General features: G+C 63.8%; 25 protein-coding genes and 3 pseudogenes. 22 read left to right on the top strand and 6 right to left on the bottom strand.

What is annotated here, in order from left to right; genetic code table 11:
* From NKJ80_RS03250 to NKJ80_RS03210, 9 genes and pseudogenes are all read left to right on the top strand, one after another.
* The gene (locus NKJ80_RS03250) at positions 1–783 is read left to right on the top strand and encodes an ATP-binding cassette domain-containing protein (protein ID WP_027049093.1); all 783 of its coding nucleotides are present in this window, start codon (positions 1–3) and stop codon (positions 781–783) included.
* A gap of 113 nt (positions 784–896) precedes the next feature.
* A complete protein-coding gene (gene iolG, locus NKJ80_RS03245) occupies positions 897–1892 on the top strand; it encodes an inositol 2-dehydrogenase (RefSeq protein ID WP_352497030.1) in 996 nt (331 codons plus the stop codon).
* A gap of 30 nt (positions 1893–1922) precedes the next feature.
* Entirely contained in the window at positions 1923–2717 is a 795-nt protein-coding gene (locus NKJ80_RS03240) for an SDR family oxidoreductase (RefSeq protein WP_352497029.1), read from the top strand.
* A gap of 72 nt (positions 2718–2789) precedes the next feature.
* Positions 2790–3053 (top strand): type II toxin-antitoxin system prevent-host-death family antitoxin, encoded by a 264-nt coding sequence (locus NKJ80_RS03235; RefSeq protein ID WP_352497028.1) that lies wholly within the window; start codon positions 2790–2792, stop codon positions 3051–3053.
* Positions 3050–3472, top strand: a complete 423-nt coding sequence (locus NKJ80_RS03230) for a type II toxin-antitoxin system VapC family toxin (protein WP_352497027.1) — start codon at positions 3050–3052, stop codon at positions 3470–3472. The genes NKJ80_RS03235 and NKJ80_RS03230 overlap by 4 nt, the downstream gene beginning before the upstream one ends.
* A gap of 258 nt (positions 3473–3730) precedes the next feature.
* Positions 3731–3856, top strand: coding sequence for a hypothetical protein (locus NKJ80_RS03225; protein WP_280938682.1), 126 nt, complete (start codon positions 3731–3733; stop codon positions 3854–3856).
* A gap of 90 nt (positions 3857–3946) precedes the next feature.
* A pseudogene (locus tag NKJ80_RS03220) lies at positions 3947–5017 on the top strand (3-deoxy-7-phosphoheptulonate synthase); the annotation flags it as partial.
* Between the two features lie 95 nt (positions 5018–5112).
* A complete protein-coding gene (locus NKJ80_RS03215) occupies positions 5113–5472 on the top strand; it encodes an ArsR/SmtB family transcription factor (protein ID WP_023672338.1) in 360 nt (119 codons plus the stop codon).
* Entirely contained in the window at positions 5450–5965 is a 516-nt protein-coding gene (locus tag NKJ80_RS03210; protein ID WP_352497026.1) for an SRPBCC domain-containing protein, read from the top strand. The genes NKJ80_RS03215 and NKJ80_RS03210 overlap by 23 nt, the downstream gene beginning before the upstream one ends.
* Before the next feature lie 114 nt (positions 5966–6079).
* Here the strand turns inward: NKJ80_RS03210 and NKJ80_RS03205 are convergent, their stop codons facing one another.
* The gene (locus NKJ80_RS03205; RefSeq protein WP_352497025.1) at positions 6080–6715 is read right to left on the bottom strand and encodes a LysE family translocator; all 636 of its coding nucleotides are present in this window, start codon (positions 6713–6715) and stop codon (positions 6080–6082) included.
* Positions 6716–6842: 127 nt separating this feature from the next.
* On the opposite strand from NKJ80_RS03205, the pseudogene NKJ80_RS03200 reads away from it, so the two are divergent.
* Positions 6843–7541 (top strand): annotated as a pseudogene (locus NKJ80_RS03200) (helix-turn-helix transcriptional regulator).
* An 8-nt stretch (positions 7542–7549) separates the two neighbouring features.
* Here the strand turns inward: NKJ80_RS03200 and NKJ80_RS03195 are convergent.
* Positions 7550–8659, bottom strand: coding sequence for a Gfo/Idh/MocA family protein (locus NKJ80_RS03195; protein ID WP_352497024.1), 1110 nt, complete (start codon positions 8657–8659; stop codon positions 7550–7552).
* Between the two features lie 213 nt (positions 8660–8872).
* Between NKJ80_RS03195 and NKJ80_RS03190 the strand changes: the two genes are divergently transcribed.
* The 10 genes and pseudogenes from NKJ80_RS03190 (at position 8873) to phnN (ending at position 19360) form a co-directional block, all read left to right on the top strand.
* A complete protein-coding gene (locus tag NKJ80_RS03190; RefSeq protein ID WP_023744933.1) occupies positions 8873–9718 on the top strand; it encodes a MurR/RpiR family transcriptional regulator in 846 nt (281 codons plus the stop codon).
* An 18-nt stretch (positions 9719–9736) separates the two neighbouring features.
* The gene (locus tag NKJ80_RS03185; protein ID WP_352497023.1) at positions 9737–10291 is read left to right on the top strand and encodes a hypothetical protein; all 555 of its coding nucleotides are present in this window, start codon (positions 9737–9739) and stop codon (positions 10289–10291) included.
* A gap of 249 nt (positions 10292–10540) precedes the next feature.
* Positions 10541–12475, top strand: coding sequence for a bifunctional 5-dehydro-2-deoxygluconokinase/5-dehydro-2-deoxyphosphogluconate aldolase (locus tag NKJ80_RS03180; RefSeq protein ID WP_352497022.1), 1935 nt, complete (start codon positions 10541–10543; stop codon positions 12473–12475).
* 33 nt (positions 12476–12508) lie between these two features.
* Positions 12509–14359, top strand: coding sequence for a 3D-(3,5/4)-trihydroxycyclohexane-1,2-dione acylhydrolase (decyclizing) (gene iolD / locus NKJ80_RS03175; RefSeq protein ID WP_352497021.1), 1851 nt, complete (start codon positions 12509–12511; stop codon positions 14357–14359).
* A gap of 144 nt (positions 14360–14503) precedes the next feature.
* Positions 14504–15421 carry a myo-inosose-2 dehydratase gene (gene iolE, locus NKJ80_RS03170; protein ID WP_352497020.1) on the top strand — a complete coding sequence of 306 codons (918 nt, stop codon included), beginning with the start codon at positions 14504–14506 and terminating at the stop codon, positions 15419–15421.
* Positions 15422–15430: 9 nt separating this feature from the next.
* Entirely contained in the window at positions 15431–15679 is a 249-nt protein-coding gene (locus NKJ80_RS03165) for a hypothetical protein (RefSeq protein ID WP_023687401.1), read from the top strand.
* Between the two features lie 192 nt (positions 15680–15871).
* Positions 15872–16684 carry a 5-deoxy-glucuronate isomerase gene (iolB, locus tag NKJ80_RS03160; protein WP_023672346.1) on the top strand — a complete coding sequence of 271 codons (813 nt, stop codon included), beginning with the start codon at positions 15872–15874 and terminating at the stop codon, positions 16682–16684.
* A 154-nt stretch (positions 16685–16838) separates the two neighbouring features.
* On the top strand, positions 16839–17546 hold the full coding sequence (locus NKJ80_RS03155) for a DUF1045 domain-containing protein (protein ID WP_352497019.1): 708 nt from the start codon (positions 16839–16841) through the stop codon (positions 17544–17546).
* A gap of 34 nt (positions 17547–17580) precedes the next feature.
* Positions 17581–18734 (top strand): annotated as a pseudogene (locus NKJ80_RS03150) (alpha-D-ribose 1-methylphosphonate 5-triphosphate diphosphatase).
* Positions 18731–19360, top strand: coding sequence for a phosphonate metabolism protein/1,5-bisphosphokinase (PRPP-forming) PhnN (gene phnN / locus NKJ80_RS03145; protein ID WP_023741263.1), 630 nt, complete (start codon positions 18731–18733; stop codon positions 19358–19360). The pseudogene NKJ80_RS03150 and the gene phnN overlap by 4 nt, the downstream one beginning before the upstream one ends.
* A 2-nt stretch (positions 19361–19362) precedes the next feature.
* Here phnN and NKJ80_RS03140 read toward each other — a convergent pair whose 3' ends face one another.
* The 3 genes from NKJ80_RS03140 to NKJ80_RS03130 all read right to left on the bottom strand — a co-directional run bounded on the left by NKJ80_RS03140 (position 19363) and on the right by NKJ80_RS03130 (position 23017).
* Complete coding sequence (locus NKJ80_RS03140; RefSeq protein ID WP_023684050.1) at positions 19363–20349, bottom strand: ABC transporter permease; 987 nt, start codon at positions 20347–20349, stop codon at positions 19363–19365.
* A 44-nt stretch (positions 20350–20393) separates the two neighbouring features.
* The gene (locus tag NKJ80_RS03135; protein ID WP_352497018.1) at positions 20394–21932 is read right to left on the bottom strand and encodes a sugar ABC transporter ATP-binding protein; all 1539 of its coding nucleotides are present in this window, start codon (positions 21930–21932) and stop codon (positions 20394–20396) included.
* 122 nt (positions 21933–22054) lie between these two features.
* Positions 22055–23017, bottom strand: coding sequence for a sugar-binding protein (locus tag NKJ80_RS03130; RefSeq protein WP_023672352.1), 963 nt, complete (start codon positions 23015–23017; stop codon positions 22055–22057).
* Between the two features lie 580 nt (positions 23018–23597).
* Between NKJ80_RS03130 and NKJ80_RS03125 the strand changes: the two genes are divergently transcribed.
* Both NKJ80_RS03125 and NKJ80_RS03120 read left to right on the top strand, forming a co-directional pair.
* On the top strand, positions 23598–24698 hold the full coding sequence (locus NKJ80_RS03125) for a LacI family DNA-binding transcriptional regulator (RefSeq protein ID WP_027049100.1): 1101 nt from the start codon (positions 23598–23600) through the stop codon (positions 24696–24698).
* A gap of 218 nt (positions 24699–24916) precedes the next feature.
* The gene (locus NKJ80_RS03120) at positions 24917–25099 is read left to right on the top strand and encodes a hypothetical protein (RefSeq protein WP_031205052.1); all 183 of its coding nucleotides are present in this window, start codon (positions 24917–24919) and stop codon (positions 25097–25099) included.
* Between the two features lie 358 nt (positions 25100–25457).
* Here the strand turns inward: NKJ80_RS03120 and NKJ80_RS03115 are convergent, their stop codons facing one another.
* Positions 25458–26051, bottom strand: coding sequence for a hypothetical protein (locus tag NKJ80_RS03115; protein ID WP_286461242.1), 594 nt, complete (start codon positions 26049–26051; stop codon positions 25458–25460).
* Positions 26052–26082 lie beyond the last annotated feature (31 nt).

Genomic DNA, 26082 nt, shown 5'->3' with positions numbered 1-26082 from the left:
ATGCCAGATATCTCCACGACAGACATCGTCCTGAAGACCGAAAACCTGACCAAGCGTTATGGCGGCGTGCACGCGCTGGAAGGCGCGAATTTCGAGCTGCGCAAGGGCGAGCATGTCGCCATCATGGGCGACAATGGCGCCGGCAAATCGACCTTCGTGCGCCAGATCACCGCCGTCGAGCAACGCACCAGCGGCCAGATCTGGTTCGACGGCAGGGAAGTGAATTTTGCCGGGCCGATCGAAGCGCGCACGGCGGGCATCGAGACCGTGTTCCAGAACCTAGCGCTGGCCGACGATCTCGACGTGCCGTCGAACCTGTTCCTCGGCCGCGAAAAGGTGCTTTTCAATCTCGGGCCGTTCTCGATCCTCGACCGCAAATACATGCGCAAGGCGACCGAGGCGGCGCTGATCCGCACGGCAGTGAAAATCCCCAATTTGTCGAACACCATTCGCCACATGTCGGGCGGCCAGCGCCAGTGCGTTGCGATCGCCCGGACCGCGACCTTCGCCTCCAAGCTGATCATCATGGACGAGCCGACGGCAGCCCTTGGCGTGCAGGAGACGGCGCAGGTCGAGAACATCATCCGCACGCTGAAGGACAATGGCGAGCCGCTGATCCTGATCAGCCACAACATGCGCCAGGTGTTCGACCTGTGCGATCGCATCGTCGTCTTCCGGCGCGGCCGCATCGTCGCCAACCTGCGCAAGGAAAACACCGACGGCAACGACATCGTCTCCTACATCACCGGCGCCAAGACCGGGGAGGCGGAACTCGCGGCCTGAACAGGATGGTCATCCTGTTTTCTGGCGTGCTCGAAAAATTATCTTGCCACCTTTCTCAAAAGGAAGGTGGAGACACAACTCTCTCGAACCCATCCCCCTAGAGGAAATACCCCATGACTGTTCGTTTCGCCCTCCTCGGTGCCGGCCGCATCGGCAAGGTCCATGCCCGCGCCGTCGGCTCCAACCCGCAGGCCAGACTGGTGGCCGTTGCCGACGCTTTTGAAAAGGCCGCGACCGAGTTGGCAACCGCCTATGGCGCCGAAGTGCGCACCATCGACGCGATCGAGAAGGCCAAGGACGTCGACGCCGTGGTCATCTGCACGCCGACCGACACCCATGCCGATCTGATCGAGCGTTTCGCCAAGGCCGGCAAGGCGATCTTCTGCGAGAAGCCGATCGACCTCGACGTCAAGCGCGTCGAGAAATGCCTGGCCGTGGTCGACAAGGCCAAGGCGACGCTGATGGTCGGTTTCAACCGCCGCTTCGATCCGCACTTCGCCGCCGTGCGCAAGGCGATCGACGACGGCGCCATCGGCAAGGTCGAGATGGTCACCATCACCTCGCGCGATCCAGGTGCGCCGCCCGTCGACTACATCAAGCGCTCGGGCGGCATCTTTCGCGACATGACAATCCACGATTTCGACATGGCGCGCTTCCTGCTCGGCGAAGAGGTGGTCGCGGTCAGCGCCCATGCCTCGGTTCTGGTCGACGAGAAGATCGGCGAAGCGGGCGATTTCGACTCTGTCAGCGTCATCCTCGAAACCGCGTCCGGCAAGCAGGCCGTCATCTCCAATTCGCGCCGCGCCACCTATGGCTACGACCAACGCATAGAGGTGCATGGTTCCAAGGGCATGGTCGCCGCCGAAAACCAGCGGCCGGTGTCGATAGAGGTCGCCAACGAGAAGGGCTATACCCGCCCGCCGCTGCACGATTTCTTCATGACCCGCTATCTCGACGCCTACGCCATCGAGATCGCCGCCTTCATCGCCGCCGCGACGTCGGGCAAAAAGGCATCGCCGAGCGGCGCCGACGGCCTCGTTGCGCTAAAACTGGCCGATGCCGCGCTGAAGTCGGCGAGATCGGGCAAGACCGTCCGCCTCGACAAGTAAGAACCGGAACCAGGGCACAGGAGCAGAGCGATGAGCACATCCGCCGATCGCAATTCGAACACGCGCGCCATCGTCACCGGCGGTGCGCAAGGCATCGGCTTTGCCGTCGCCGAAGCGCTGGCCGACGAGGGCTGCAAGGCGCTGGCGCTCATCGGCCGCTCGCAGGAGAAGGGCGACAAGGCGGTCGCCCACTTCAAGAAGGCAGGCGTCGATGCGATCTTCATCAGCGCCGACGTCTCGAAAGTGGCGGACTGCAAGCGCGCGGTGGCAACCGCGATCTCGCATTTCGGCACCATCAACGCGCTGGTCAACGCCGCCGCCACCTCCGCGCGCGGGTCGCTGGTCGAAACCTCCGAGGAGACCTTCGACCAGATTTTCCAGACCAATGTGCGCGGCCCGTTCTTCCTGATGCAGGGCGTGGTGGCCCATCTCCTGGACAAGAAGGCGCCGGGCTCGATCGTCAACGTGCTGTCGATGTCGGCACATTGCGGCCAGTCGTTCCTTGCGCCCTATTCCTCGAGCAAGGGCGCGCTGGCGACGCTGACCAAGAACGTCGCCAACGCCTATCGTTTCAACCGCATCCGCTGCAACGCCGTGCTGCCGGGCTGGATGGACACCGAGGGCGAGGACATCGTGCAGAAGAAATGGCACGGTGCCTCCGACGACTGGCTGGCAAAGGCAGAGGCCGGCCAGCCCATGGGCCAACTGGTGAAGCCCGACCAACTGGCGCGGCTGATCAGCTACATGGCCAGCCCGCAATCCGGCGTCATGACCGGCTCGCTGGTCGACTATGACCAGAACGTCGCGGGGACCTCGCCGGAGTAGCCTCAAACCCTGTTGCAGCAACATCGCCATTCCCACATAGTCATGATAGTCAGGCTAGTCACGAGGGATGCGATGCTAACGTCATCCAAAGACACCAACTGGAGGGTTGCCGGGGCAAAAGCCCGGCTCTCCGAGGTCATCGAGCGCGCACAGTCCTCGCCGCAGACGATCACCAAGAACGGCAAACCAAGCGTGGTTGTCGTCTCGGCCGAGGAATGGCAGCGCAAGATCGCACGCAAGGGTACGCTTGCCGAGTTCCTGCTGGACTCGCCGCTGCGCGGCGCCGATCTCGAGCTTGAACGTCAGCGCGACGAACCGCGTGACCTGCCGCTGTGAGACTGCTGCTCGACGCGAATGTCCTGTCCGAGGTGACGAGGCCAGCGCCTGACGCACGTGTCCTGGGCTGGCTGGACGAGCTTGATGAGGACCGCTCCTTCATCAGCGTAGTGTCGATCGCCGAGATCCGGCGCGGCGTCTCTCTGATGGATGAGGGCCGCAAACGCGAGGCGCTGGCCGAATGGCTCGCCCGGGACCTGCCCCAGCGCTTCGAACAGCGGGTTTTGCCGGTGGACGATGCGGTTGCCTTGGCCTGGGGCGACCTGATGGGTTTTGGCAAGCGCCGCGGTCGTGGTCTATCGTCGATGGACGGCCTGATCGCAGCCACTGCGATTGCGCACGAGCTCACCTTGGCAACGCGCAATGCGAAACATTTCGAAGGCTTGGGAATTGAACTCTTCGATCCCTGGACCGCATGAGCCGCTCCGCGTTATACGTGTTGGCGATTGGCGAAACCGCCGGCACTTCGTCATCCACGGGCGGAGCAAGGAGCGTAGCGACGCAGCGCAGACCCGAGGATCCATGCCGCGACTTCAGAGCGCTGCTACGGTCCAGAATTCTGCTCCGCCGCACTCCACGGCCCAGGTCACGGGATGGATCCCAGGGTCTCCGCGACGGAGCTTCGCTCCTGCTCCGCCCAGGGATGACGAAATCGCGAGGATTCGGCCCATCCCGAATTGTCTCCGCATACCCCACGTGACAAGCGCCTCGGCATCGACTATATGAGCCTCATGATCAACCTGACCGCCACCTATTGGTACTTTACGAGCTCGCTGGCGGCGGGAGGATTGCGCTCGATCTGAAGATTGCAGCAACAAGTCCGAACAGCCGCCAGACCTGGCGGCTTTTTTGTATCAGCCGGCAGGTCTCCCTAAAAACAGGAGCAGAAAGCCGTGTTGACCACCACAGACGATCTTCGGGTCAAGGAAATCCGAGAATTGAGCACGCCGGACCAGGTGATGCGGGAGATCCCGCGCACGCTGACGGCAACGCGCACCGTGAGCGCCTCACGCAACGCCACCCATGCCATCTTGAACGGCACCGACGACCGGCTGCTTGTCATCGTCGGCCCGTGTTCGATCCACGACCCGGTCGCGGCCGTTGACTATGCCAGCCGGCTAGTGGCGCTGCGCGAGACCCTGTCCGACCGGTTGGAGATCGTCATGCGGGTCTATTTCGAAAAGCCGCGCACGACCGTCGGCTGGAAGGGCCTGATCAACGACCCCGACCTCGACGGCAGCTTCAACATCGACAAGGGGCTCAGGATGGCGCGCAACGTGCTGTCGGCGGTCAACAATCTCGGCCTGCCCGCAGCGACCGAATTCCTCGACATGACGACGCCGCAATACATTGCCGACCTCGTCGCCTGGGGCGCCATCGGCGCGCGCACCACCGAGAGCCAGATCCACCGCGAACTGGCTTCCGGCCTGTCCTGCCCGGTCGGCTTCAAGAACGGCACCGACGGCAATCTCAGGATCGCCGCCGAGGCGGTGAAATCCGCCGCCCAGCCGCACCATTTCATGGCGGTGACCAAGGGCGGACGCAGCGGCATTGCGACTACTACCGGCAATGAGGACTGCCACGTCATCCTGCGCGGCGGCGTTCAGCCGAATTACGATGCGGCGAGCGTCGAGGCGGCCTCGGTCGAACTTGCCCGCATCGGCGTCGCCCCCCGTCTGATGATCGATGTCAGCCACGCCAACTCGAGCAAGAAGCCGGAGAACCAGCCGAAGGTGGCGGCCGATGTCGCCGGCCAGGTGGCAGCAGGGGACGAGCGTATCATCGGCGTCATGATCGAGAGCAATCTCGTCGCCGGCCGGCAGGACGTGGTATCAGGCAAGCCGCTCGTCTATGGCCAGAGCATCACAGATGGCTGCATCGACTGGGCGACCACAGAGACGGTGCTGCACGGCCTCGCCGGCGCCGTAGAATGGCGCCGCTCAGCCCGCCGCGCCATGATGAGAACCGGTCGGGCGCCGCCTGATACGAGGCGATGCGCGGGAAGGACGCTGCGGCTCCCCTTGCACCTCGGCAACCGGTCTGCTAAATACTGAACCATATGGTTCAGTATACCGACTTGGATTCCTCGTTCGCCGCGCTCTCGGACGCCACCCGGCGTGGCGTTCTGGAGCAGCTCGGACGCGCAGACGCTTCGATCACCGAGCTTGCCGGAAAGTTCCACATGACCCTCACGGGCATGAAGAAGCACGTCGGCGTCCTGGAGCAGGCGGGGCTCGTCACCACGCAGAAGGTTGGCCGCGTGCGGACCTGCAAGCTCGGCCTGCGCGGACTGGAGGAAGAGGCGGCCTGGATCGAGCGGCACCGCCTGCTCTGGGACGCACGCTTCAACGAGTTGGACAAGGTTGTCGAGGAATTGAAACGGAAGGAGAAAGCCGATGCGCCAAAGAACCGAGAGTGAGCCCACGAACAGCCGCACCACGGTCGAACGGAAGTCCGAACGCGAGCTGGTCGTCACGCGAACAGTCAACGGTCCGGCGCGCATCGTCTTCGAGGCGTGGACCAAGCCCGAGCTGTTCAAGCAGTGGTGGGTGCCGAAGTCGATGGGCATGTTCCTGCGTTCATGTGAGATGGATGCTCGTACCGGAGGCACGTACCGCCTGGTGTTCGGCCACGACGCCTCGGACCATCACGAATTCTTCGGCAGGTACATCGAAGTGACACCGCACTCACGCCTCGTCTGGACCAATGACGAAGGTGGTGACGGTGGACCCGTCACCACGCTGACCTTCGAGGAAAAGGGTGGCAAGACGCTGCTGGTCATGCACGAACTCTATCCCTCGAAGGAGGCTCTCGACGCGGCCGGTACCGGGGCGGCGGATGCGATGGGCGAGACGTTCGAGCAATTGGACGAGCTTCTCGTCGTCTTGGGCGAGAGCGTGAGGCGGTCATGACGTCATCGATCTCCGGGACGGGTTGCTGCCGCCCTCGACGACGAAAAGACCGGGACAGTGATCCGCAAGCGCAGCGCCGAGACGAAGATACGCGGCGTCATCGCTTGATCGGGATCACGCTGCCCTCAACCCTTCCCATGCCGTAAACACCGAGACCGCAAACAGCAGCAGTCCGGCCGCCCGGCCCGCAAAAGCGGTCGCCCGCGGATTGGCCACCAGCAGATTGCGGCTGCGGCCGGCGGTGATGGCGAGCCCGCCATAGATGGCGGCCTGCGTCAGCATCGTCAGCAAGCCCATGACCGTCGCCTGCATCCAGATCGGGCCGTAATCCGGCTTCAGGAACTGCGGATAGACGGCAAATATGAAGAGATAGGCCTTCGGGTTGATCAGGCAGGTCACCAGTCCCTGGCGAAAGGCCTTCCAGGCCGTACGGCTGCCGGCGGGCCCGTCGTGGCCGACGGTGATGGAACTGCGCACCAGCGAGATGCCGATGAAGGCCATGTAGGTGGCGCCGGCTATCAGCAGCGGCTTGTACAGGATCGGCACGAAATGCATCAGCAGGCCGACGCCGATGGCGCCGTTCAGCGTGTGCACGATGCCGCCGACCATGATGCCGCCGGTGGCGGCGAGGCCCCGGTCGCGGCCGCCGGTGAGCGCGTTGGCTAGCACGAACAGCATGTCCATGCCGGGCACGATGATGATGCCGGACAGCAGGATAAAGAACAGCCAGAGATTTTCCGCGTAACTCATGTCAGTTGCCTGTCGTTTCCTGCTGGGGTGCCGTTGAGGAATTTGTTGATTTTCAACCTGATAGGCAGTCCAATAAATCATCCCAACTGACGGGGATGTGTCAGTAGCGTTTCATCAGGGAGAGGAAATGCGCAAGGCGTCGCGGCTGTTCGAGATTATCCAGATCCTGCGGCTGGCGCGGCAGCCGGTGACGGCAGCCATGATCGCCGGGCAGCTGGAAGTCACGATGCGTTCGATCTATCGCGACATCGCCGCACTGCAGGCAATGCGCGTGCCGATCGAAGGCGGGCGCGGTATCGGCTACATATTGCGGCCCGGCTTCGACCTGCCGCCGCTGATGTTTTCGATCGAGGAGATGGAAGCGATCGTCTTGTCGCTCGCCCTGCTGGAGCGCATGGGAGACAGCGAACTCAAGCAGGCGGCCAAGCGCGTCAGCGCCAAGATCGCCAGCGCCGTGCCGCCGCCGTTGCGCCAGGCGTTCGACGCCAACGCGCTGCATGTCTGGGGGTTCGCAGCACCGGCAATCGGCACCATCGATCTGGCGCTTGTGCGCCGCGCCATCCGCGACGAGGAAAAGCTCGACCTGTCCTATCGCGACGAAATCGGCCGCGCCTCCGAGCGGCTGATCCGTCCGATCGCGCTGATCTACTATTCAGAGACCGCCAACATCGTCGCCTAGTGCGAATTGCGCCAGGCCATCCGCAATTTCCGCAGCGACCGCATCGCGGATTGCCGGGCGACCGGGCTGCGCTTCAAGGGCGAAGGCGATCGCCTGCGGCAGGTCTGGGTCAGTGGCTGGGAGGCGAACGCTGTCGCTGGCGGCTGAAGCGGATCTTACCGCACATCCACCCAGCGCTTCTCCTCGAACGACCTCGCCATCGCGTGCACGGTGCGCTCGATCTCCAGCCCTTCGGCAAATTCGATGACCCGTGCCGGCTTGCCGGCAAGCCGCGTCAGCAATTCGTGGCACTCGATGATCTTGAGGTCGTTGAAACCGAGGCCATGGCCGGGCGCCGGGAGGAAGGCGTCGTAAGGCTTGTGGTGCGGCGCCACCAATATGGTGCGGTAGCCCTGTTCGGTCGGGCGATCGGCGGTGACATAGAGCTGGATTTCGTTCATCCGCTCCTGGTCGAACAGGATCGATCCTTTGGAGCCGAAAATCTGTATGGCGATGCGGCCCTTGCGGCCCCAGGCCGAGCGGTTGACCAGCAGCGTGCCGGCAATGCCGTTTTCCAGATGCATCAGCACGCTGGCGATGTCGTAGGTTTCCACCGCACGGCGGCCGCCGCTGGCCAGCTTGCGGTCGACATAGGGCTTGGCCATGTCGCAGATCACTTTTGCGACGCGGCCGAACAGCGTCGAGACCAGCGACAGCGGATGCACGGCGAAATCGTCGAGCGCGCCATAGCCGGAAGCAGCCTCGTGCTTCCAGAAGAACAGCGCTTCCGGATCGGCCATGAAGTCCTCGTCCATCTCGATGCGCAGATGGTTGACCTCGCCGATGATCTTTTCCTCGAGCAGCGCGCCGATGTGGCGGATGGCCGGGCTCTGTATGTAGTTGTAGCCAAGGGCTGCGACCTTGCCGGATTTCCTGGCCGCGGCCGCCATCGCCGCTGCTTCGGCAAAGCTCGGCGCCATCGGCTTCTCGCACCACAGATGCTTGCCGGCTTCGAGAATAGCGATGGCCATCTCCGGATGGAACTGATTGGGCGTGGTCAGCGAGACGATATCGACCTCGGGGTCGTTGACGACGGCACGCCAGTCGCCCGACGCCTTGGCGAAGCCGAACTCGCCGGCCTTACGCTTGGCCAGCTCCTCGTTGACCTCGCCGAGATGGACCAGCTTCGGCTTGGCGACATCGGGAAAGACGGCGCCGACGGCGCTCCACGCAATGGCGTGGCATTTGCCCATGAAACCCGTGCCGATAAGACCAACGCCGACCATTTCTTTCTCCCAATACCTGAAGCGATCGATGGATGAATTAGTCCATTTCTTCTCCGAATGGAATGTCTGCCTCATTTTTTATGGCCTTCTTGCGCAGGCTCGCTATGATGGGGCAGAGAGGACGTCACTTGAGTTAAAGAGAGCATGATGTCGTACGAAAACCGCTGCACACTTTTCGGCATCATGCTCTAGATGAGCTTGGACGGGGCGACGATGGACGAACGGGTACCTCGCGACTTCGAGACGCTGCGCGCCACGATCCTCGATCGCCGTGAAACCTTGCCCAAGCGCATCGCCCAGATCGCCGCCTATGCGCTCGACAATCCCGATGACATCGCCTTCGGCACCGCCGCCAGCATCGCCGCTTCGGCGGGCGTGCAGCCGTCCACCTTGATCCGCTTTGCCCAGCAACTAGGCTTCGACGGCTTCACCAGCCTGCAGCAGGTGTTTCGCGAGCGGCTGCGCGAGCGCAATTCCTCTTATGACGAACGCCTGCAGGCGCTGCGCGCCAAGGCCGATGCGGGTGCTGGACACCGAGCCATCTTCGACGGCTTCGTCGCCGCCGCCAGCACTTCGCTCAACGATATATCGCGCTCGCTGGACGAGGCGCATCTGGAAGACGCGATCTCGCTGCTGGCCAAGGCCGAGACCATCTATGTCCTGGCCAAGCGCCGCTCCTACCCGGTGGCGAGCTACATTGCCTATGCCTTGGGCAAGCTGAAGATCCGCAACCAGCTGATCGAATCCGCCGCCGGCCTCAATGCCGAGATGGTCGCCTTCGCCACCCCGGCGGACGCCGTCATTGCCATCAGTTTCTCGCCCTATGCGCCGGCCACCATCGAGGAGGCCCGCACCATTTCCGAACAGGGCGTGCCGATCATCGCCATCACCGACAGTTCGTTTTCGCCACTAGCGCAGTTCGCCAAGGTCTGGTTCGAGGTTGCCGAGGCCGATTTTGCCGGCTTCCGCTCGCTGTCGGCCACCATGGCGCTGGCCATGGCGCTCACCGTCGGCGTCGGCGAGAAGCGGCGCAGCACCGGAAAGAAGCGCAAGGTCTAGGCAATCCCAGAAAAAGGCGTGAAGCGGTTTTCCGTCCGGAAAATGCGGACTTGGGATCTGTGGAAAGGGATCATCCCGTATGCCATGCTAGAACCGAAGTTCATCGAGAATGGTTCATGCATGAATTGGGAACAGATCGCATCGGATTTCGCTTGGGACGGCTCACGGCGAGATATCTACGTTCTGAACACGTCTGAGGCAGATTGGCAGGCCGTCTGGGACATCCTCCTCGAATGGACCCCGCCTGCCAATTTCAGTGTCTCCGGCAAGATCGAATCGATGCCATTGGGGGTCGAAGCCGCCCTGGAAAGCGAAACAGACAGCCTACTTTCTTTTTACGTCGGGCCAATCCAGCTTGGATGTCACTTCTTCACCGTTGTCGAAATCGAGTTCGACTTCGATCCTAGGCAAGTCAGCGGAGAAACTGAGATTGAGCACCTTGACCGCTTTGTGCGATTGCTAGGTGACGCTACTGGGAAGCAGGTAACTCTGACGCAGGAAAATGATCAGGAGGCTATCATCGCCCGCTACTCTCCCGACCTTGGGAGTGTCGTCTGGCGTGCTTTTTCATAACCGAATCGTTTTGTCGGCTGGCGGCTTTCCCCCTCAAACTCGTCTCGATCCACATCTGGTTGCGCGGTAACGGGTCTCCATCCTAAGTCTCCAGCAGCAATCGCTCTTCGGCACTTTTAAAGGAAGGAATGCTCATTCCATATTGACTATAGATTGGAATTATTATTTCATATTCCCGGCGCCACGCTGCCGCTCGCGCGTGTCCCCCAACTACGTTGCTCAAGACAACAAGACCGACGGGAGGTTCCAATGAGCGAAGCCGTGGACGCCAAACAGGCGACGCTCGATGTCATCACCATCGGTCGCGCTTCCGTCGACCTTTACGGCCAGCAGATCGGCTCGCGGCTGGAGGACATCACCTCCTTCGCCAAATCGGTCGGCGGCTGCCCGGCCAACATCTCCGTTGGCACGGCGAGACTAGGCCTGCGCTCGGCGCTGCTCACCCGCGTCGGCGACGAGCAGATGGGCCGCTTCATCCGCGAGCAGCTCAGGCGCGAAGGCGTCAATGTCGATGGGCTCAAGACCGACCAGGAACGGCTGACGGCCCTGGTGCTGCTTTCGGTCGAGAGCGAAGGCATCTCGCCAATGATCTTTTATCGCAGCGACTGCGCCGACATGGCGCTCGCCGAAGAAGATATCGATGAAGCCTTCATCGCCTCGGCCCGCTCGATCGTCGTCACCGGCACGCATTTTTCCCGACCCAACAGCGACGCCGCCCAGCGCAAGGCGATCCGCATCATCAAGGCCAGGGGCGGCAAGGTGGTGTTCGACATCGACTACCGCCCCAACCTCTGGGGACTCGCAGGCCATGCCGAGGGTTTTGAGCGCTATGTCAAATCCGACCGCGTCTCAGCCCAGCTGAAGACGGTGCTGCCCGATTGCGACCTCATCGTCGGCACCGAGGAAGAGATCATGATCGCCTCGGGCGCCGACGATTGCCTGAGCGCGCTGAAGACGATCCGCGCGCTGTCCAAGGCAACCATCGTACTGAAGCGCGGCGCCATGGGCTGCATCGTCTATGACGGGCCGGTCAGCGACGATCTGGAAGACGGTATCGTCGGCAAGGGCTTTCCGATCGAGATCTACAATGTGCTCGGCGCGGGTGATGCCTTCATGTCCGGTTTTCTGCGCGGCTGGCTCGGTGGCGAAAACCTGGCAACGGCGGCGACCTGGGCCAATGCCTGCGGCGCCTTCGCCGTGTCGCGGCTGCTCTGCGCGCCGGAATATCCCACCTTCGAGGAATTGCAGTTCTTCCTCAAGAACGGCAGCAAGCACTTAGCGTTGCGCAAGGACGAGGCGATCAACCACATCCATTGGGCGACGACCCGCCGCCGCGATATCCCCTCGATGATGGCGCTCGCCTGCGACCACCGTGTGCAGCTTGAGGACGTCGCGGCAAAGACCGGCGCCGATCCGGCGCGCATCCGCGATTTCAAGGTGCTGGCGGTCAAGGCTGCGGCGAAAGTCGCCGCCGGCCGCGACGGCTATGGCATGCTGATCGACGAGAAGCATGGCCGCGAAGCGATGTTCGAATTCGCCCGCCACCCCTTTGCCTGGCTCGGCCGTCCCGTCGAACTGCCGGGCTCGCGGCCGCTGCGCTTCGAGTTCTCGCAGGACATCGGCTCGCAACTGGTGGAATGGCCGGTCGACCACTGCATCAAATGCCTGTGCTTCTATCACCCCGACGATCCGGCAGCGCTCAAGGATGAGCAGCAGCAGAAGCTGCGCTCGCTGTTCGAAGCCGCGCGGAAGGTCGGCCGGGAGCTTCTGGTCGAGATCATCGCCGGCAAGCACGGCAAGCTCGACGAAACGACCATCCCGCGCGCCCTGGAAGAACTCTATGCGCTTGGCATCAAGCCGGACTGGTGGAAGCTCGAACCGCAGGCGTCGGCCGGCGCCTGGGCCAAGATCGAAGCGGTGATCCTGAAGCACGATCCCTGGTGTCGTGGCGTCGTGCTGCTGGGTCTCGAAGCGCCGCAGGACGAACTGGAAGCGGCCTTTGCCGCCACCGCCAAGGCGCCGATCGTCAAGGGCTTTGCCGTCGGCCGCACCATCTTCGTCCACGCCGCCGAACGATGGCTGGCAGGCAAGATGACGGATGACGAGGCTATCGCCGACATGGCCGCGCGCTTCGAACAGTTGACCGAAGCGTGGCTTGCCGCGCGTGGCCGTAAAGCAGCATAAAGGCGCGGCAAGAGGACTGCGGAGGAAAACACCATGAGCAAGACAATCCGCCTGACGATGGCGCAGGCGCTGACCCGCTTTCTGAGCAAGCAGATGACCGAGATCGACGGCAGAAGAGTGCCCATCTTCGGCGGTGTGTGGGCGATCTTCGGTCACGGCAATGTCGCCGGCATCGGCGAGGCGCTGTACCAGCTGCGCGACGAATTGCCGACCTTCCGCGCCCACAATGAGCAGGCGATGGCGCATGCGGCGATCGCCTATGGCAAGGCCAATTTCCGCCGCCGCTTCATGGCCGCGACCTCTTCGATCGGCCCCGGTGCGCTCAACATGGTGACGGCGGCGGCGCTCGCCCACGTAAACAGGTTGCCCGTCCTGTTTTTGCCGGGCGATGTCTTCGCCAACCGCATTCCCGACCCGGTGCTGCAGCAGGCCGAGGACTTTTCCGACGGCACCGCGACGGTCAATGACTGCTTCCGTCCGGTGTCGCGCTATTTCGACCGCATCACCCGTCCCGAGCAGATCATCCCGGCATTGGCGCGGACCATGCAGGTGCTGACCGATCCGGCGGAATGCGGCCCGGTGACGCTGTCGCTCTGCCAGGACGTGCAGGCCGAGGCCTATGACTATCCCGAGAGCTTTTTCGCCGAGCGCGTCTGGCACCAGCGCCGGCCGCGTCCGGACCGGCATGAATTGGCGGCGGCGGTCACCGCGCTGAAGGGTGCGAAAAAACCGCTGATCATCGCCGGCGGCGGCGTGCTGTATTCGCAGGCTTCGGATGAACTGGCGAAATTCGCCGAGAGCGCCGGCATTCCGGTCTGCGAGACGCAAGGCGGCAAATCCTCGCTGCCCGACACACATCCGCTCAACATGGCAGCAGTCGGCGTCACCGGCACGTCCGCGGCCAACCGGCTGGCGGAAGAGGCCGATGTCGTGCTGGCGATCGGCACCCGCCTGCAGGATTTCACCACCGGCTCATGGGCGCTGTTCAAGAATTCCGGCAAGACCATTATCGGACTCAACGTGCAGCCTTTCGATGCCGGCAAGCATCGTGCGCTGCCGCTGGTCGCCGACGCGGCCGAAGGGCTTGTCGAACTCGGTGCGGCGCTGGGGGGCTGGAAAGCACCGGCGACATGGACCGACAATGCGACCCGGGGCAAGAAGGCCTGGCAGGTTGACGCCGGCAAGGTGACGGCGTCGACCAACGCCGCCTTCCCTTCGGACGCGCAGGTGATCGGCGCCGTGCAGCGCGCCCTGGGCTCAGGCGTGACGCTGCTGAATGCGTCGGGCGGCCTGCCGGGCGAGTTGCACAAGCTCTGGCAGGCAGGCGCGCCCGGCTCGTACCATGGCGAATATGGCTTCTCGACCATGGGCTACGAGATTGCCGGCGGGCTCGGCGCCAAGATGGCCAAGCCCGACCAGGAGGTCGTCGTCATGGTCGGGGACGGCTCCTACCTCATGATGAATTCCGAAATCGCCACGTCGGTGATGCTTGGCCTGAAGCTGACCATCGTGGTGCTCGACAACAGGGGTTATGGCTGCATCAACCGGCTGCAGATGGCCACCGGCGGCGCCAACTTCAACAACCTCCTGAAGGACGCGCGCCACGAGATCTTGCCCGACATCGACTTCGCGGCGCATGCGGCCAGCATGGGCGCTATTGCCCAGAAGGTGCCGTCGATCACCGGCCTGGAGACCGCGCTGCAAAAGTCGAAAACCAACGACCGAACCACCGTGCTGGTCATCGACACCGACCCGCTGATTTCCACCGATGCCGGCGGCCATTGGTGGGATGTCGCGGTGCCGGAAGTCTCCGCACGGCCGCAGGTCAACGCAGCCCGCAAGGCCTATGACGAAAAGCGGCAGATGCAGACTATTGGCGATTGATGCTAAGTCAGCGCTGCCCCTACCTCCCCCTTGTTGGGAGGTCGGACCGAAGGTCCGGGTGGGGGTCTGGCGCCGCACCCCACCCGCTGCTTCGCAGCGACCCTCCCCACAACGGGAGGGTGAACAAGAAACCGGAGCTAAAACTTGAAAGCCAAACTGGGCATGTCCCCCATTGCGTGGTGGAACGATGATCTTGCCGACCTCAGCGACGACGTCTCGCTGGAAGAGTGCCTGCGCCAGTCGCGCTCTGCCGGCTTCACCGGCATGGAAATGGGCCGGCGTTTTCCAAACGACCCCGAAATCATGCTGCCGATCCTGAAGCAGGCCGACGTGACGCTGTGCGGCGGCTGGTTCTCCGGCACGCTGGTCGATGAGGACATGGGCAAGAACAGGGATCGCATCCAGCCGATGATCGACCTGTTCAAGGCGGTGAATGCGCCTTGCATCGTCTATGGCGAGGTCGGCCGCTCGATCCAGGGTGATCGCTCCAGGCCTCTCGCCACCAAGCCGAAATTGTCGAACGACGAGATGAGGGCCTATGCCAGGCGCCTCACCGAGTTCGGCGAATGGTGCGCAGAGCAAGGCATGCCGCTGTCCTATCACCATCACATGGCGGCGGTGGTCGAGACCGAGCCGGAGCTCGATGCCTTCATGCGCCATTCCGGCGAAGGCATTCCGTTGCTGCTCGATGCAGGGCATCTCGCCTTTGCCGGCGGCGACGTGTTGCGCGCCATCGACAACCACCACAAGCGGATCAGCCATGTCCATGTGAAGGATGTGCGCATGGGCGTGATCGACGGGCTCGACCGCACAAAGCAGTCCTTTCTCGACGCCGTGGCGCTCGGTGCCTTCACGGTGCCTGGCGACGGTTCGCTCGATTTCGGCGCCATCGTGCAGCGCTTCGCCGACCATGGCTATGAAGGCTGGTTCGTCGTCGAGGCCGAGCAGGACCCGAAAAAGAACCCGCCGCTGAAGATGGCCCAAGTGGGTTACAAGGAGCTGATGCGGGTGATGACGGCGGCCGGCTACACGGTCGAGACGCAAGGCTTTCCCAATGCGTAAGCCGGTCCGATGAAGGATTACGAGCACCCGTTCTTCCGGCCGCTGTGGCGGCGCGTTGCCGTCGTCGCCGTCTGCGTGATCTGGGCCGGAATAGAATTCGCCTCCGGCACCCCATTCTGGGGCATCATTGCGCTCGGCTTTGCCGCCTACGCCGTCTGGCAGTTCTTCTACCTTTACAAGCCGGTGGAGGAGAGCAAGGCTGCGCCTGATCGACCGCAGACCGGCGAAGCGAAGGCGGACGCCGAACCGAAGGAATGAAGCGGCCGTGGCTCGGAAGGGCTTGCGGGTCGGACACTCGACATCTGGCGTATCGCCTACGTCGGTGATTGGCCGGAACGTCCCTCGCTTCGTCATCCTAGGGTCTTCGCGACGGAGCTTCGCTCCTGCTTCGCCCTAGGATGACGAAGTTGAGAGGCCGACCTCGAAGACTTGCGATAGGAGAGACAAAACATGTCGAAACTGCTCGTCAAAGCCGACAAGGGCCATGGCCGCGTCGCCCATGTCACGCCCAAAAGCGCCGGATGGACCTATGTCGGCTTCGACCTGCACCGCCTGAAGCCGGGCGAGACCGCATCCGGCAAGACGCAGGATCGCGAAGTCTGCCTGGTGTTCGTCACCGGCAAGGGCACGGCAAGGGCCGGCGGCCAGGAACTCGGCCTGCTCGGCGAGCGCATGTCGCCCTTCGAGGGCAAGCCGTGGTCGGTCTATATTCCGGAGGGTTCGGACTGGTCGGTCACCGCCGACACCGATCTCGAACTCGCGGTCTGCTCGGCGCCGGGCCTGGGCGGCGGCTTGCCCGTTCGCGTCATCGCACCCGACGACCTCGGCCAGGAGACTCGGGGCAAAGGCACCAACACGCGCTACGTCACCAACATATTGCCCGAGGGCAAGCCCGCCGACTCGCTGCTGGTGGTCGAGGTCATCACGCCCGGTGGCCACACATCGAGCTACCCGCCGCACAAGCACGATCAGGACAATCTGCCGGCCGAATCCTATCTTGAGGAAACCTATTACCACCGCCTCAACCCGCCGCAGGGCTTTGCCTTCCAGCGGGTCTACACCGACGCCGACAAGTCGGGCGCCCGCGAACTGGACGAGGCGATGGCGATCGAGGACGGCGATGTCGTGCTGGTGCCCAAGGGCTATCATCCGTGCGCGGCCTGTCACGGCTACGACCTCTATTACCTTAACGTCATGGCCGGGCCGAAGCGGACGTGGAAGTTCCACAACGCGCCCGAGCACGAATGGCTCATGAAGGCCTGATCGGCCTTCGCTTGCGCCGGAAGCTGTTGGTCCAGCAGCGAAAAATCGTCGGCTAACGATCCATGGGGTCGATTTGCCTTCGAAAACTCGCATAAGCTTCGTCAATCCGTCATGGAAATCACCTATGGCAGCGGGCTGACGAGGATTTTTTTCGATGCGCTACGCCATCTATTTCACCCCGAGGCAGGACGAGCCGCTGGCGCGGCTCGCCGCCAACTGGCTGGGCCGCGACCCCTTTGGCGCCGCCGCCAGGCCGGTCGAGGCGGTGGGCGAGCTGTCGGCGGCCGAAGTCGCCTTTCACACCGCATCGGCGCGGCGCTACGGTTTCCATGCGACGCTGAAAGCGCCCTTCCGGTTGGCCGCCAACGAAACCGAAAGCTCGCTGCGCGCGGCGCTGGACGCCTTTGCCGAAGCAACGCCGACGGTCACCATCCCGCGCCTGGTCGTCAGCCAGATCGATGGTTTCTTCGCTTTGGTGCCGGAAGGCCCGCTGCCGCCGCTCAACCGTTTCGCCGATGATGTCGTGCTTAGCTTCGACCGTTTTCGCGCGCCGCTCACCGAAGCGGAGATCGAACGGCGCAGCCCGGATTCGCTGAAGCCGGCCGAGTTCCGCAATCTCTGTCAGTGGGGCTACCCCTACGTGTTCGAGGCCTTCCGCTTCCACATGACGCTGTCCGGCCGGGCCGGACCGCAGGAAAGCCAACGTCTGCGCGCGGCAATTGACAGGCTGTTCGCCGATGTGCTGCAGCAGCCGGTGCTGGTGGATGCGCTGACGCTGTTCGTCGAAACCGAACCGGGCGCTCCGTTCATGGTGCTTTCGCATCATGCGCTCGGCCGCCGCGCTGCCCGAAAAACCGCCTGACCGCAATTCGTCCGAGTAAGCAAGGACTGCCTGAATGACCGCCGAAACTGTTCTCCACAACGCCCGCATCGTGCTTGCCGACGAGATCGTCGAAGGGTCGCTCGTGCTGCGCGACGGTTTTATCTCCGGCATCGACGCCGGCACCGGCCAAATCGGCAGGAATATGGCTGGCGAGGACATGGGCGGCGACTACATCATTCCGGCCTGGTCGAGCTGCACACTGACCATCTCGAAGGCCACTATGCGCCGCGCCCGAAGGTGCGCTGGAACCCGATCGCCGCCGTGCTCGCCCATGACGCGCAGGTAGCGACCGCCGGGATCACCACCGTGCTCGACGCGCTGCGCGTCGGCATGGACGAGGACGCCGACCTTACCTCCGACGATATCCGCAAGTTGGCCGACGCGATCGAGGACAGCGTCGCGAAGGACCGGTTGCGGGCGGACCATTTCCTGCACCTGCGCTGCGAGGTCTCGGCGCCGGATTGTTTGCGGGCTTTCGCCAATTTCGATGGCGACGAGCGGGTCAAGCTGGCCTCGCTGATGGACCATGCGCCGGGACAGCGCCAGTTCGTCAATCTCGAGACCTACGCCCATTACTATCAGCGCAAGCTGAAATTGACCGACCGCGACTTCCAATTGTTCTGCGAAAAGCGGATGTCGGAATCGGCGAAGAATTCGGGACCGAACCGGGTGGCGATATCAGCCGCCTGCAACGAGCGGAGCATTGTGCTGGCGAGCCATGACGACGCCACATCAGGCCATGTCGACGAGGCGATCGAACAAGGCGTGCGCGTCGCGGAATTCCCGACCACGCTGGAAGCCGCCAAGGCCTCGAAGGATGCCGGGCTCGGCGTGCTGATGGGCGCGCCCAACGTCATGCGCGGCTCCTCGCATTCGGGCAATGTCTCGGCCCGCACGCTGGCCGGCGACGGCCTGCTCGACATATTGTCGTCCGACTATATCCCTTTCAGCCTGATCCAGTCGGCCTTCTTCCTCGGCGACGTCGTCGAGGGCATTTCCCTGCCGCAGGCGGTCGCGATGGTGTCGAAGAATCCGGCCGAGGCGATCGGCCTCAACGACCGCGGCGTCATCGAACAGGGCCGCCGCGCCGATCTGGTGCGTGTGCGCGTCGACGACCATGTGCCGGTCGTGCGCACTGTCTGGCGCCAAGGGCGCCGGGTCGCCTGATGGTCTCGGCGTCGATCGACCGCGAACTCAGCAGCGAGGCCTTTCCGCTCCGCAACGGCGTGTTTGTCGCCGTCGTCGGCCCGAGCGGCGCCGGCAAGGATACGGTAATCGGCTATGCCCGCACCTTGTTTGCCGACGAGACGAGGCTGGAGTTCGTCCGCCGGGTCATCACCAGGCCGAGCGACGCCGCAAGCGAGGATCACGACACGCTGGCCGACGCGGCCTTTGCCGAAGCCGAGGCCGACGGCGCCTTCGCCATTTCCTGGGAGGCGCACGGGCTGCGCTACGGCATTCCGGCCGATGTCGACTGGTCCATCGCCAATGGCCATGTCGCGGTCGCCAATGTCTCGCGCGCAGTCATCCCGGTGCTGCGGGAGCGCTATGCCAATCTGGCTGTCGTCGAGATCACCGCCTCGCCGGAAATCCTCGCCGAGCGTCTCGCCCAGCGCGGCCGCGAATCGCGCGGCGAAGTGCTGGCTCGGCTCGCCCGCAGCGCCAATATCGCTTTGTCCGGCTCCGGCGTCACCTCGATCGACAATGGCGGCCGGCGCGAAGCCGCCGGAGAACGCTTCGTCGAGGTGCTGCGCAAGGCGATGGCCTTCTCGGATATATCCGGCGTGATGTAGCGCTACTCCGCCGCGACAGTCTTGCGGCTGGCATCGAGCATCAGCCGCCTTGCGCGGAACACGCCCCATTGCTGGTCGACCAGCACGCCGATCAGGATCACGCCGCCCATCACCGCGAAGTTGAGCGAGGACGGGATGCCGAGCAGATTGACCAGGTTCTGCAACTCCTGCAGCAGCACGGTGCCCAGGATGACGCCAACCAGCGAGCCTTCGCCGCCGCGCAGCGAGAAGCCGCCGAGAACGGCGGCGGCAATGGCGTAGAGCTCGTAGAACTGGCCGTGGCTGGCCGGCGAGATCGAGCGCGTGTACATGGCGAAATAGATCGCCGACAGCGCCGTCAGAACGCCGCAGATGACATAGGCGGCCATGACGACGCGGCCGGTGCGAATTCCTGAATATTTCGCCGCCTCTTCGTTCTTGCCGATGGCATAGAGGTAGCGTCCGAACACCGAGCGGTGCAGCACCACCCACATGACGATCGAAATGACGATCAGTGCGATGAAGCTGTTGGGCACGCCATAGCTGCGGCCCGCAGTGAGGAATTCGAGCTCGGGAAAATTCTGGCCGAAGGCGAAACCGGCGGTGCCGTCGGCGGTATAGAAACGGGCGACCCCGCGATAGATCAAAAGGCCGCACAGCGTCACCACGAAGGGCTGCAATTTCAGCCTTGTGATCAGCCAGCCATGCGCCAGCCCGATGATGCCGCCCAGCACCAGGATCAGCGGCAGCGCCACCGGCCATGGCATGTCGCGCACGGCGATGAAATCGATGAACAGCGTGCCGAGCAGCGCCACCAGCGATCCCACCGACAATTCGATGCCGCCGGTGATGATGACGAAGGCCTGGCCGATGGCGAGGATCCCAAACAGGCCGATCAGGTTCGAGGTGTTGGCGAGGTTGATCGGCAAAAGAAAGCGCGGGTTGATGGCGGTCACCACGGCGCCGACCACCAGGATCAGGATCAGCAGGCCGAGATCTTTTTTGCTCATCGTCTTCTCCCCAATGCGCCGGACCGGCAATCGCCTGAAGCCCGCTAGTTTGCCGGCTTGCCGACCGCCAGCAACAGCACGTTTTCCTGGCTGAATTGTTCTTTGTCGAGAATGCCCGAGATCCGGCCCTCATGCATGACGGCGATGCGGTCGGACACGCCGATCACCTCTTCCATGTCGCTGGAGATCATCAGCACGGCCACGCCGGCATCGGCCAAGGCTCGCATCAGCCCGTAAATCTCGGCCTTGGCGCCGATATCGATGCCGCGCGTAGGCTCATCGAGGATCATCACCTTCGGGTTCATCGCCAGCCATTTGCCCAGCACCACCTTCTGCTGGTTGCCGCCCGACAGCGTGCCGGTTCGCGTCTGCACCGACGGCGCCTTGATGCCGAGATTGCTCTTCTGCTTCTCGGCGGTGGCGGTCTCGGCGCTTGCCGACACCAGTCGACGCTTCGCATGCGCCGGCAGGTTGGGCAGCGAGATGTTCTGCGCGATCGACAGGTCAAGCAAAATGCCGGTCAGCTTGCGGTCTTCCGGAACCAGAAAAATGCCATGCGCGACCGCATCGGCCGCCGAACCCAGCACAAGCGGCTTGCCGTCGAGTTCGAGCCCACCGCCAAGCGTGCTGTCTATGCCGAAGAACACCCGCGCCAGTTCGGTGCGGCCGGAGCCGACAAGGCCGGCGAGGCCGAGGATTTCACCGCGCCTGATGTCGAGGTCGACCGGCCGGGCAGGGTAGGCGGGGGTGCGGATGGCTTTGGCCGAGAGCGCAGTGGCGCCCGGCGCCCGAGCCGCCTCGGAGGCCTTCTCGCGCTCCTTCAGCATGCGGCCGATCATCAGCTTGACCATCTGGTCGTGGTTGATGGCGCTCTTCGGCAAGGTGCCAGCCAGCATGCCGTCGCGCAGCACCACGACGCGGTCGGCGACGCGCTCGACCTCATGCAGCCGGTGCGAAATGAAGATGACGCTGATGCCATCGGCCTTCAGCGCCTTGATGACGTCGAGCAGCTTGTCGGTTTCGGCGAGCGGCAGGCTCGACGTCGGCTCGTCGAGGATCACCAGCCGCGCCTTGATCGACAGTGCCTTGGCGATCTCGACCATCTGCTGCTGCGCCAGCGACAGCGAGGCAACCGGCGTATCGGCGGAGAAATTGGCGCCGACGCGCTTCAGCAGTGGCGCCACCATTTCGCGCAGCTTGGCGCGGTCGACCAATCTCAGCGGCCCGCCGCGCAACGGCTCGCGGCCGAAGAAGATATTGGCGGCAACATCGAGGTTTTCGAAGAGATTGAGTTCCTGGTGGACGAAGGCGATGCCCGACCCCAGGCTGCCTTCGACGGTGAGCCCGTCATGCGCAACGCCGTCGACGGTGATGGCGCCGCTGTCCGGCCTGGTGACGCCGCCGAGGATCTTCATCAAGGTCGATTTGCCGGCGCCGTTTTCGCCGACCAGGCCGATCACCTCGCCCGGCCTGACCTCCATGGAAAAGCCGTCCAGCGCCACCACGCCCGGATAGGTCTTGCGCACGTTCTCGAGGCCGAGGAACGGGGTGGTTGCGACGATAGATGGGTCGGAATAATTCATCACGCCATATTTGATCAGGCTTGCCAGCAGCCGGTGGGCTACAGACTGACGGGCCTTGGCCGACCCGTCAACACGATCGCCGGCTCAAGGCGAACCCTGAGCCGGCGCAACTGCTCGTGGTCTCAGTTTCCGGACATCGCCTTCAGATTGGCGGCATAGGTGTCGACATCGTCCTTACCGATGATCTTGGTCGGGATGATGATCAGGCCGCCTTCCGGAATGCCTGATTTGTCGCCCTTGAGATAGGCGGCCATCAGCTTCATGCCCTGATAGGCCCACTCGAAGGGCTGCTGCACGACGGTCGCCGCCACGGTGCCTTCCTTGACGCCGCCCAGCGTGATCGGATCGTCATCGAAGCCGACGACGGTGATCGAGCCGAGCTTGCCGGCGTCGCGCAGCGCTTCATAGATGCGCGGCGTGTTGTAGGAATAGAAGCCGACCATGCAGGTGATGTCGGGGCTGGCGACCAGCGCGTCCTCGACATTCTTCTTGGCGCGCGCCTGGTCGATGTCGTCGCCGCGCACGTCCACCAGTTCGATCTTGCTGCCGGCGAGGCCGTCCTTCATGCCCTGGATGCGTTCCTTGGCATTGTCGGCGCCGAGCAGGCCGACGAAGCCGAGGCACTTGCCGCCGTCCGGCATCGCCTTCTTGGCGATCTCGGCCGCCTGCTTGCCGGCGTCGACATTGGACGAGCCGATATAGGCGACGCGCTTGGTCTGCGGGGCATCGGAGTCGGTGGTGAACAGCGCCGTTTCCGACGCGATCTTGTTCAGGCCGTCGGTCGAGGTCTTGGGGTCGACGGCCGAGACCATGATGCCCTTGACGCCGGCGGTCACCAGATCGTCCATCAGCCGCTGCTGGATGGCGACCGAGGACTGCTCGGGATATTTGAGTTCGAGATTGTAGTCGGGCAATTCGGCCTGCGCCTTCTTGACGCCGGCTTCGGCGGCCTTCCAGAAATCGGAAGCGCCGTTGACGACGAAGGCAAGCGTCGGCTTGTCGTCGGCGCGCGCAATGGCTGTCGCGGTCAGGCCAAGCAGCAGGGCTGCGGTGGCCACGGATGCATGTCGTATCAAGGATTTCATGTTCAACCTCCCGTTTTGGCTCAGTCGTCGGACTGAACCGATCTTGCATTCACTGACTTGCCGCTCGCGATTTGGACGCCCTCCTCCTCAGGGGTTCCCGGCGCTGAAGAATGGCGTCGTCGGTCGCGATCACGGACTTTAGAGACTCATCCCGTGCTCGTAAATAGTCTGATTTGTCTGACATATCACATGTCCGAGACCAAGCTTGCGGAGGCAAACCCCGCTCGCCATCGGGCCATTCACGTGCACTTCTCGCCGCACGGGTCCCACCTGACCGGACACGGCGGATTGACGTTACAGCGTCGTTTTGTATTAGTAAACACTATTAGCAGAGGTCTCGCGCGGACACTCGGCGGTGGCCCTAGGTCTAGTTTGCCCGAACAGGTGCAGCACGGCTTCGCGCAAGCAGATGCCTTGCAGTCCTTGAATTTCACGCAGCCCGCAGCGGCATGGCGGGGAACTTCAAAACTGCTAATAAAGATAATCGCCTTCGACTATTTCCATTGGTCGACGGCGCGACACCATCTTGTCGGTGTGGCAGGCTTGCGACTAGACAGGCTGGGGATTGGGACGCAATGCCATGAGCGAGACGAGGGATCCGGACGACACGGCGAAGCGGCGCAAGGCGCCGGCGAGAGCTGCCAAGGGCGGCCGCGTCACCATGACCGACATTGCCAGGGCAGCCGGTTGCTCGCAGGCGACCGTCTCTTTCGTGCTCAACGATTCGCCCGGCATCCGGCTGTCGCAGCAGACGCGCGAGCGGGTGATCGACGCCGCGCGCTCGCTCGGCTACGCAGCACCCGCCTTCTCGGCGCTGCGCAAACCTGTTCCCGCCTTCGATGGACTTGACGGTGTCATCGGTTTCGCTGTCGACCAGCTGGCGACAAGCCCGGAAGCCGTTGTCGCCATCGAGGGCGCGCGCCAGGCGTCGTGGAACGCCGGCAATGTGTTGCTCGTGGCGCAGACCATGGGCGACGCCGTCATGGAGCCGCGCGCCGTTGCGGCGCTCACCAGGCGCGGCATCTCGGCGCTGATCTACATGACCATCTTCACCCGCGAGATCACGGCGCCGGACTTCCTCTACGGCCTCGACATCCCGGTCATCCTGCTCAACTGCTACACGGCCGATTATGCCTTCCCGGCCGTGGTGCCGTCCGAGATCGCCGGCGGCCAGAACTCGACCCGGCATCTGATCGGCCACGGCCACCGCCGCATCGCCACCATCACCGGCGAGCCGTGGATGCAGGCCGCGCAGGACCGGCTGAAAGGCTACCGCAGGGCGCTCGCCACCGCCGACATCCCGTTCGATCCCGAACTGGTGGTCGAGGGCGACTGGTCGGCGAGCGCCGGCTATGCCGCGACCGTGGAGCTTTTGGAGCTGAAAGAGCGCCCGACCGCCATCTTCTGCCAGAACGACCGCACGGCCATCGGCTGCTACGAAGCGCTGAAGGAGGCGGGCCTGCACATCCCGCAGGACATCTCCGTCGTCGGCTATGACGACGAGGAGATCGCCCGCCATCTGTTCCCGCCGCTGACGACATCGATCCTGCCGCACATGGCGATGGGCCAATGGGCGATCGAACAGCTCGAAGTGCCGCCTGCCGGCCGCGGCCGCTATCCCATCACCAAGCTGGAATGCCCGCTGGTGCAGCGGGAGTCGGTGGCAGCTGTGGCTGGATAAAGTTGAACCAGCCCATCCCGATGCAAATCGGGATGGGTCTGTTTGGTGTTTGCGCCTCAGGGCAGGGTCTATCCGGGAACGTGCCGCGGTTAGAACCGCAAGACGACAAAGGAGCGCCTGCGATAGCAGCGCCGGCGCAACCGGCCATGCCGCCAGAACGTGCGGCAGTGCCGTCTCCAGACATGCCGCCTGTGGTGGCGACGACGGTGCCATCGCCGATGCGATATCTGCTCGACATCGCCCGGGCCTTCGTCGTCATCAAACGAATTGGCATCCTGCTTGTCGAGTTCATCGAGAATGCCGTTGCCGACATTGGGAACCCCGGCCACGGCCTCGAGAGGCCGAACCGCGGTAGCAAGCGCCGCGGCCCCCGCAACGCCGAACAATGCTGTCAAGAATGATCGCCGATCCATCAAAACCTCCATCAGCAAGACAAGGCTAACATGACGAGCCTAACACAAAGCAGCTAGAGCGGGTGATACAAAAGGCCAGAGGCGAATCTTCGAGCCGGCCCAAACGGGTGACCGGACGGACGGCAGAGGTCAGATTAAGGCCGCAACCGGGCGGCGCGCTTCCTTCGGCTCGGCGACCAAGCCATGCGGAATGCCGCCGATGAAAGCGCATAGCCTGAGCGGTTCCGCCTTTCCGCGAAACGCTGAACCGCTCGGCAAAGCTCTCTCCCTAAGAATGCCCGCCACCTTGCGGCATTGGGGCTGGCTGAGAGACTGACGCCCCACGGCAGATGCGATGTTGCGGTACTCAGCGCCGCGCCAATATCCGGCAGAGCTCCTTCAGGTCCCGGTCGTAGGTGCCCTTGCCGCTGAGCACGCTGGCGCAGCGTTTCTTCATCTTGGCGATCTGGCCGGCCGACATGGCGCTGATGGCAACCACCGCCGGTCGCGTCGGCACCGCCGGCGTGTTGGGATCCCGAGGGCTGGTGGGCGCGGTCGGTGCGCCAATGCCGACCCCGACCCCGGCCGTCACCCCATTGCCCACCCCGACACCGGCGCCGACCCCGACACCGCTGCCGACGGTTGCGCCGACCCCGACCCCGACGCCCGTGCCCACCGATGCGCCGACGCCGGCCGCAACGCCGCTGGTGCCGCCAACCGTAGCGCCGACACTGGCGGTGGTGCCGCTGGTGCCGCCGACCGTTGCGCCGACATTGGCGCCCTTGCTGCCGCCGACCGAGACGCCGACGCCAAGCCCGCCGCCACTGCCGCCGACCGAGACGCCCACCCCACCGCTGCCGCCGATGCCTACACTGAGCCCGCCCGCGCCAGCCGGAAAGCACAAAGCCACGGCAACAGCGCCACCGGCCAAGGCCTTTGTTAAACTTTTAAAGAAATCCATAATGACGCTCCCCGTGTTGGTTGCCTGTACG

Origin of the sequence: Mesorhizobium sp. M0030 (assembly GCF_040323695.1) — a bacterium.
In the GTDB taxonomy this organism is placed as follows: domain Bacteria; phylum Pseudomonadota; class Alphaproteobacteria; order Rhizobiales; family Rhizobiaceae; genus Mesorhizobium.
The sequence above is the reverse complement of the archived record's forward strand: the minus strand, read 5'-3'. Positions and strand labels throughout refer to the sequence as shown.

Coding starts and splice junctions, on each gene's coding strand:
- NKJ80_RS03180 (WP_352497022.1), top strand. CDS start 10,541: ATGAGCGAAGCCGTGGACGCCAAACAGGCGACGCTCGATGTCATCACC.
- NKJ80_RS03215 (WP_023672338.1), top strand. CDS start 5,113: ATGGTTCAGTATACCGACTTGGATTCCTCGTTCGCCGCGCTCTCGGAC.
- NKJ80_RS03250 (WP_027049093.1), top strand. CDS start 1: ATGCCAGATATCTCCACGACAGACATCGTCCTGAAGACCGAAAACCTG.
- NKJ80_RS03240 (WP_352497029.1), top strand. CDS start 1,923: ATGAGCACATCCGCCGATCGCAATTCGAACACGCGCGCCATCGTCACC.
- NKJ80_RS03125 (WP_027049100.1), top strand. CDS start 23,598: ATGAGCGAGACGAGGGATCCGGACGACACGGCGAAGCGGCGCAAGGCG.
- NKJ80_RS03115 (WP_286461242.1), bottom strand. CDS start 26,051: ATGGATTTCTTTAAAAGTTTAACAAAGGCCTTGGCCGGTGGCGCTGTT.
- NKJ80_RS03120 (WP_031205052.1), top strand. CDS start 24,917: ATGCGATATCTGCTCGACATCGCCCGGGCCTTCGTCGTCATCAAACGA.
- NKJ80_RS03210 (WP_352497026.1), top strand. CDS start 5,450: ATGCGCCAAAGAACCGAGAGTGAGCCCACGAACAGCCGCACCACGGTC.
- NKJ80_RS03195 (WP_352497024.1), bottom strand. CDS start 8,659: ATGGTCGGCGTTGGTCTTATCGGCACGGGTTTCATGGGCAAATGCCAC.
- NKJ80_RS03130 (WP_023672352.1), bottom strand. CDS start 23,017: ATGAAATCCTTGATACGACATGCATCCGTGGCCACCGCAGCCCTGCTG.
- NKJ80_RS03190 (WP_023744933.1), top strand. CDS start 8,873: ATGGACGAACGGGTACCTCGCGACTTCGAGACGCTGCGCGCCACGATC.
- iolD (WP_352497021.1), top strand. CDS start 12,509: ATGAGCAAGACAATCCGCCTGACGATGGCGCAGGCGCTGACCCGCTTT.
- iolG (WP_352497030.1), top strand. CDS start 897: ATGACTGTTCGTTTCGCCCTCCTCGGTGCCGGCCGCATCGGCAAGGTC.
- NKJ80_RS03135 (WP_352497018.1), bottom strand. CDS start 21,932: ATGAATTATTCCGACCCATCTATCGTCGCAACCACCCCGTTCCTCGGC.
- NKJ80_RS03165 (WP_023687401.1), top strand. CDS start 15,431: ATGAAGGATTACGAGCACCCGTTCTTCCGGCCGCTGTGGCGGCGCGTT.
- iolB (WP_023672346.1), top strand. CDS start 15,872: ATGTCGAAACTGCTCGTCAAAGCCGACAAGGGCCATGGCCGCGTCGCC.
- NKJ80_RS03235 (WP_352497028.1), top strand. CDS start 2,790: ATGCTAACGTCATCCAAAGACACCAACTGGAGGGTTGCCGGGGCAAAA.
- NKJ80_RS03205 (WP_352497025.1), bottom strand. CDS start 6,715: ATGAGTTACGCGGAAAATCTCTGGCTGTTCTTTATCCTGCTGTCCGGC.
- NKJ80_RS03155 (WP_352497019.1), top strand. CDS start 16,839: ATGCGCTACGCCATCTATTTCACCCCGAGGCAGGACGAGCCGCTGGCG.
- NKJ80_RS03140 (WP_023684050.1), bottom strand. CDS start 20,349: ATGAGCAAAAAAGATCTCGGCCTGCTGATCCTGATCCTGGTGGTCGGC.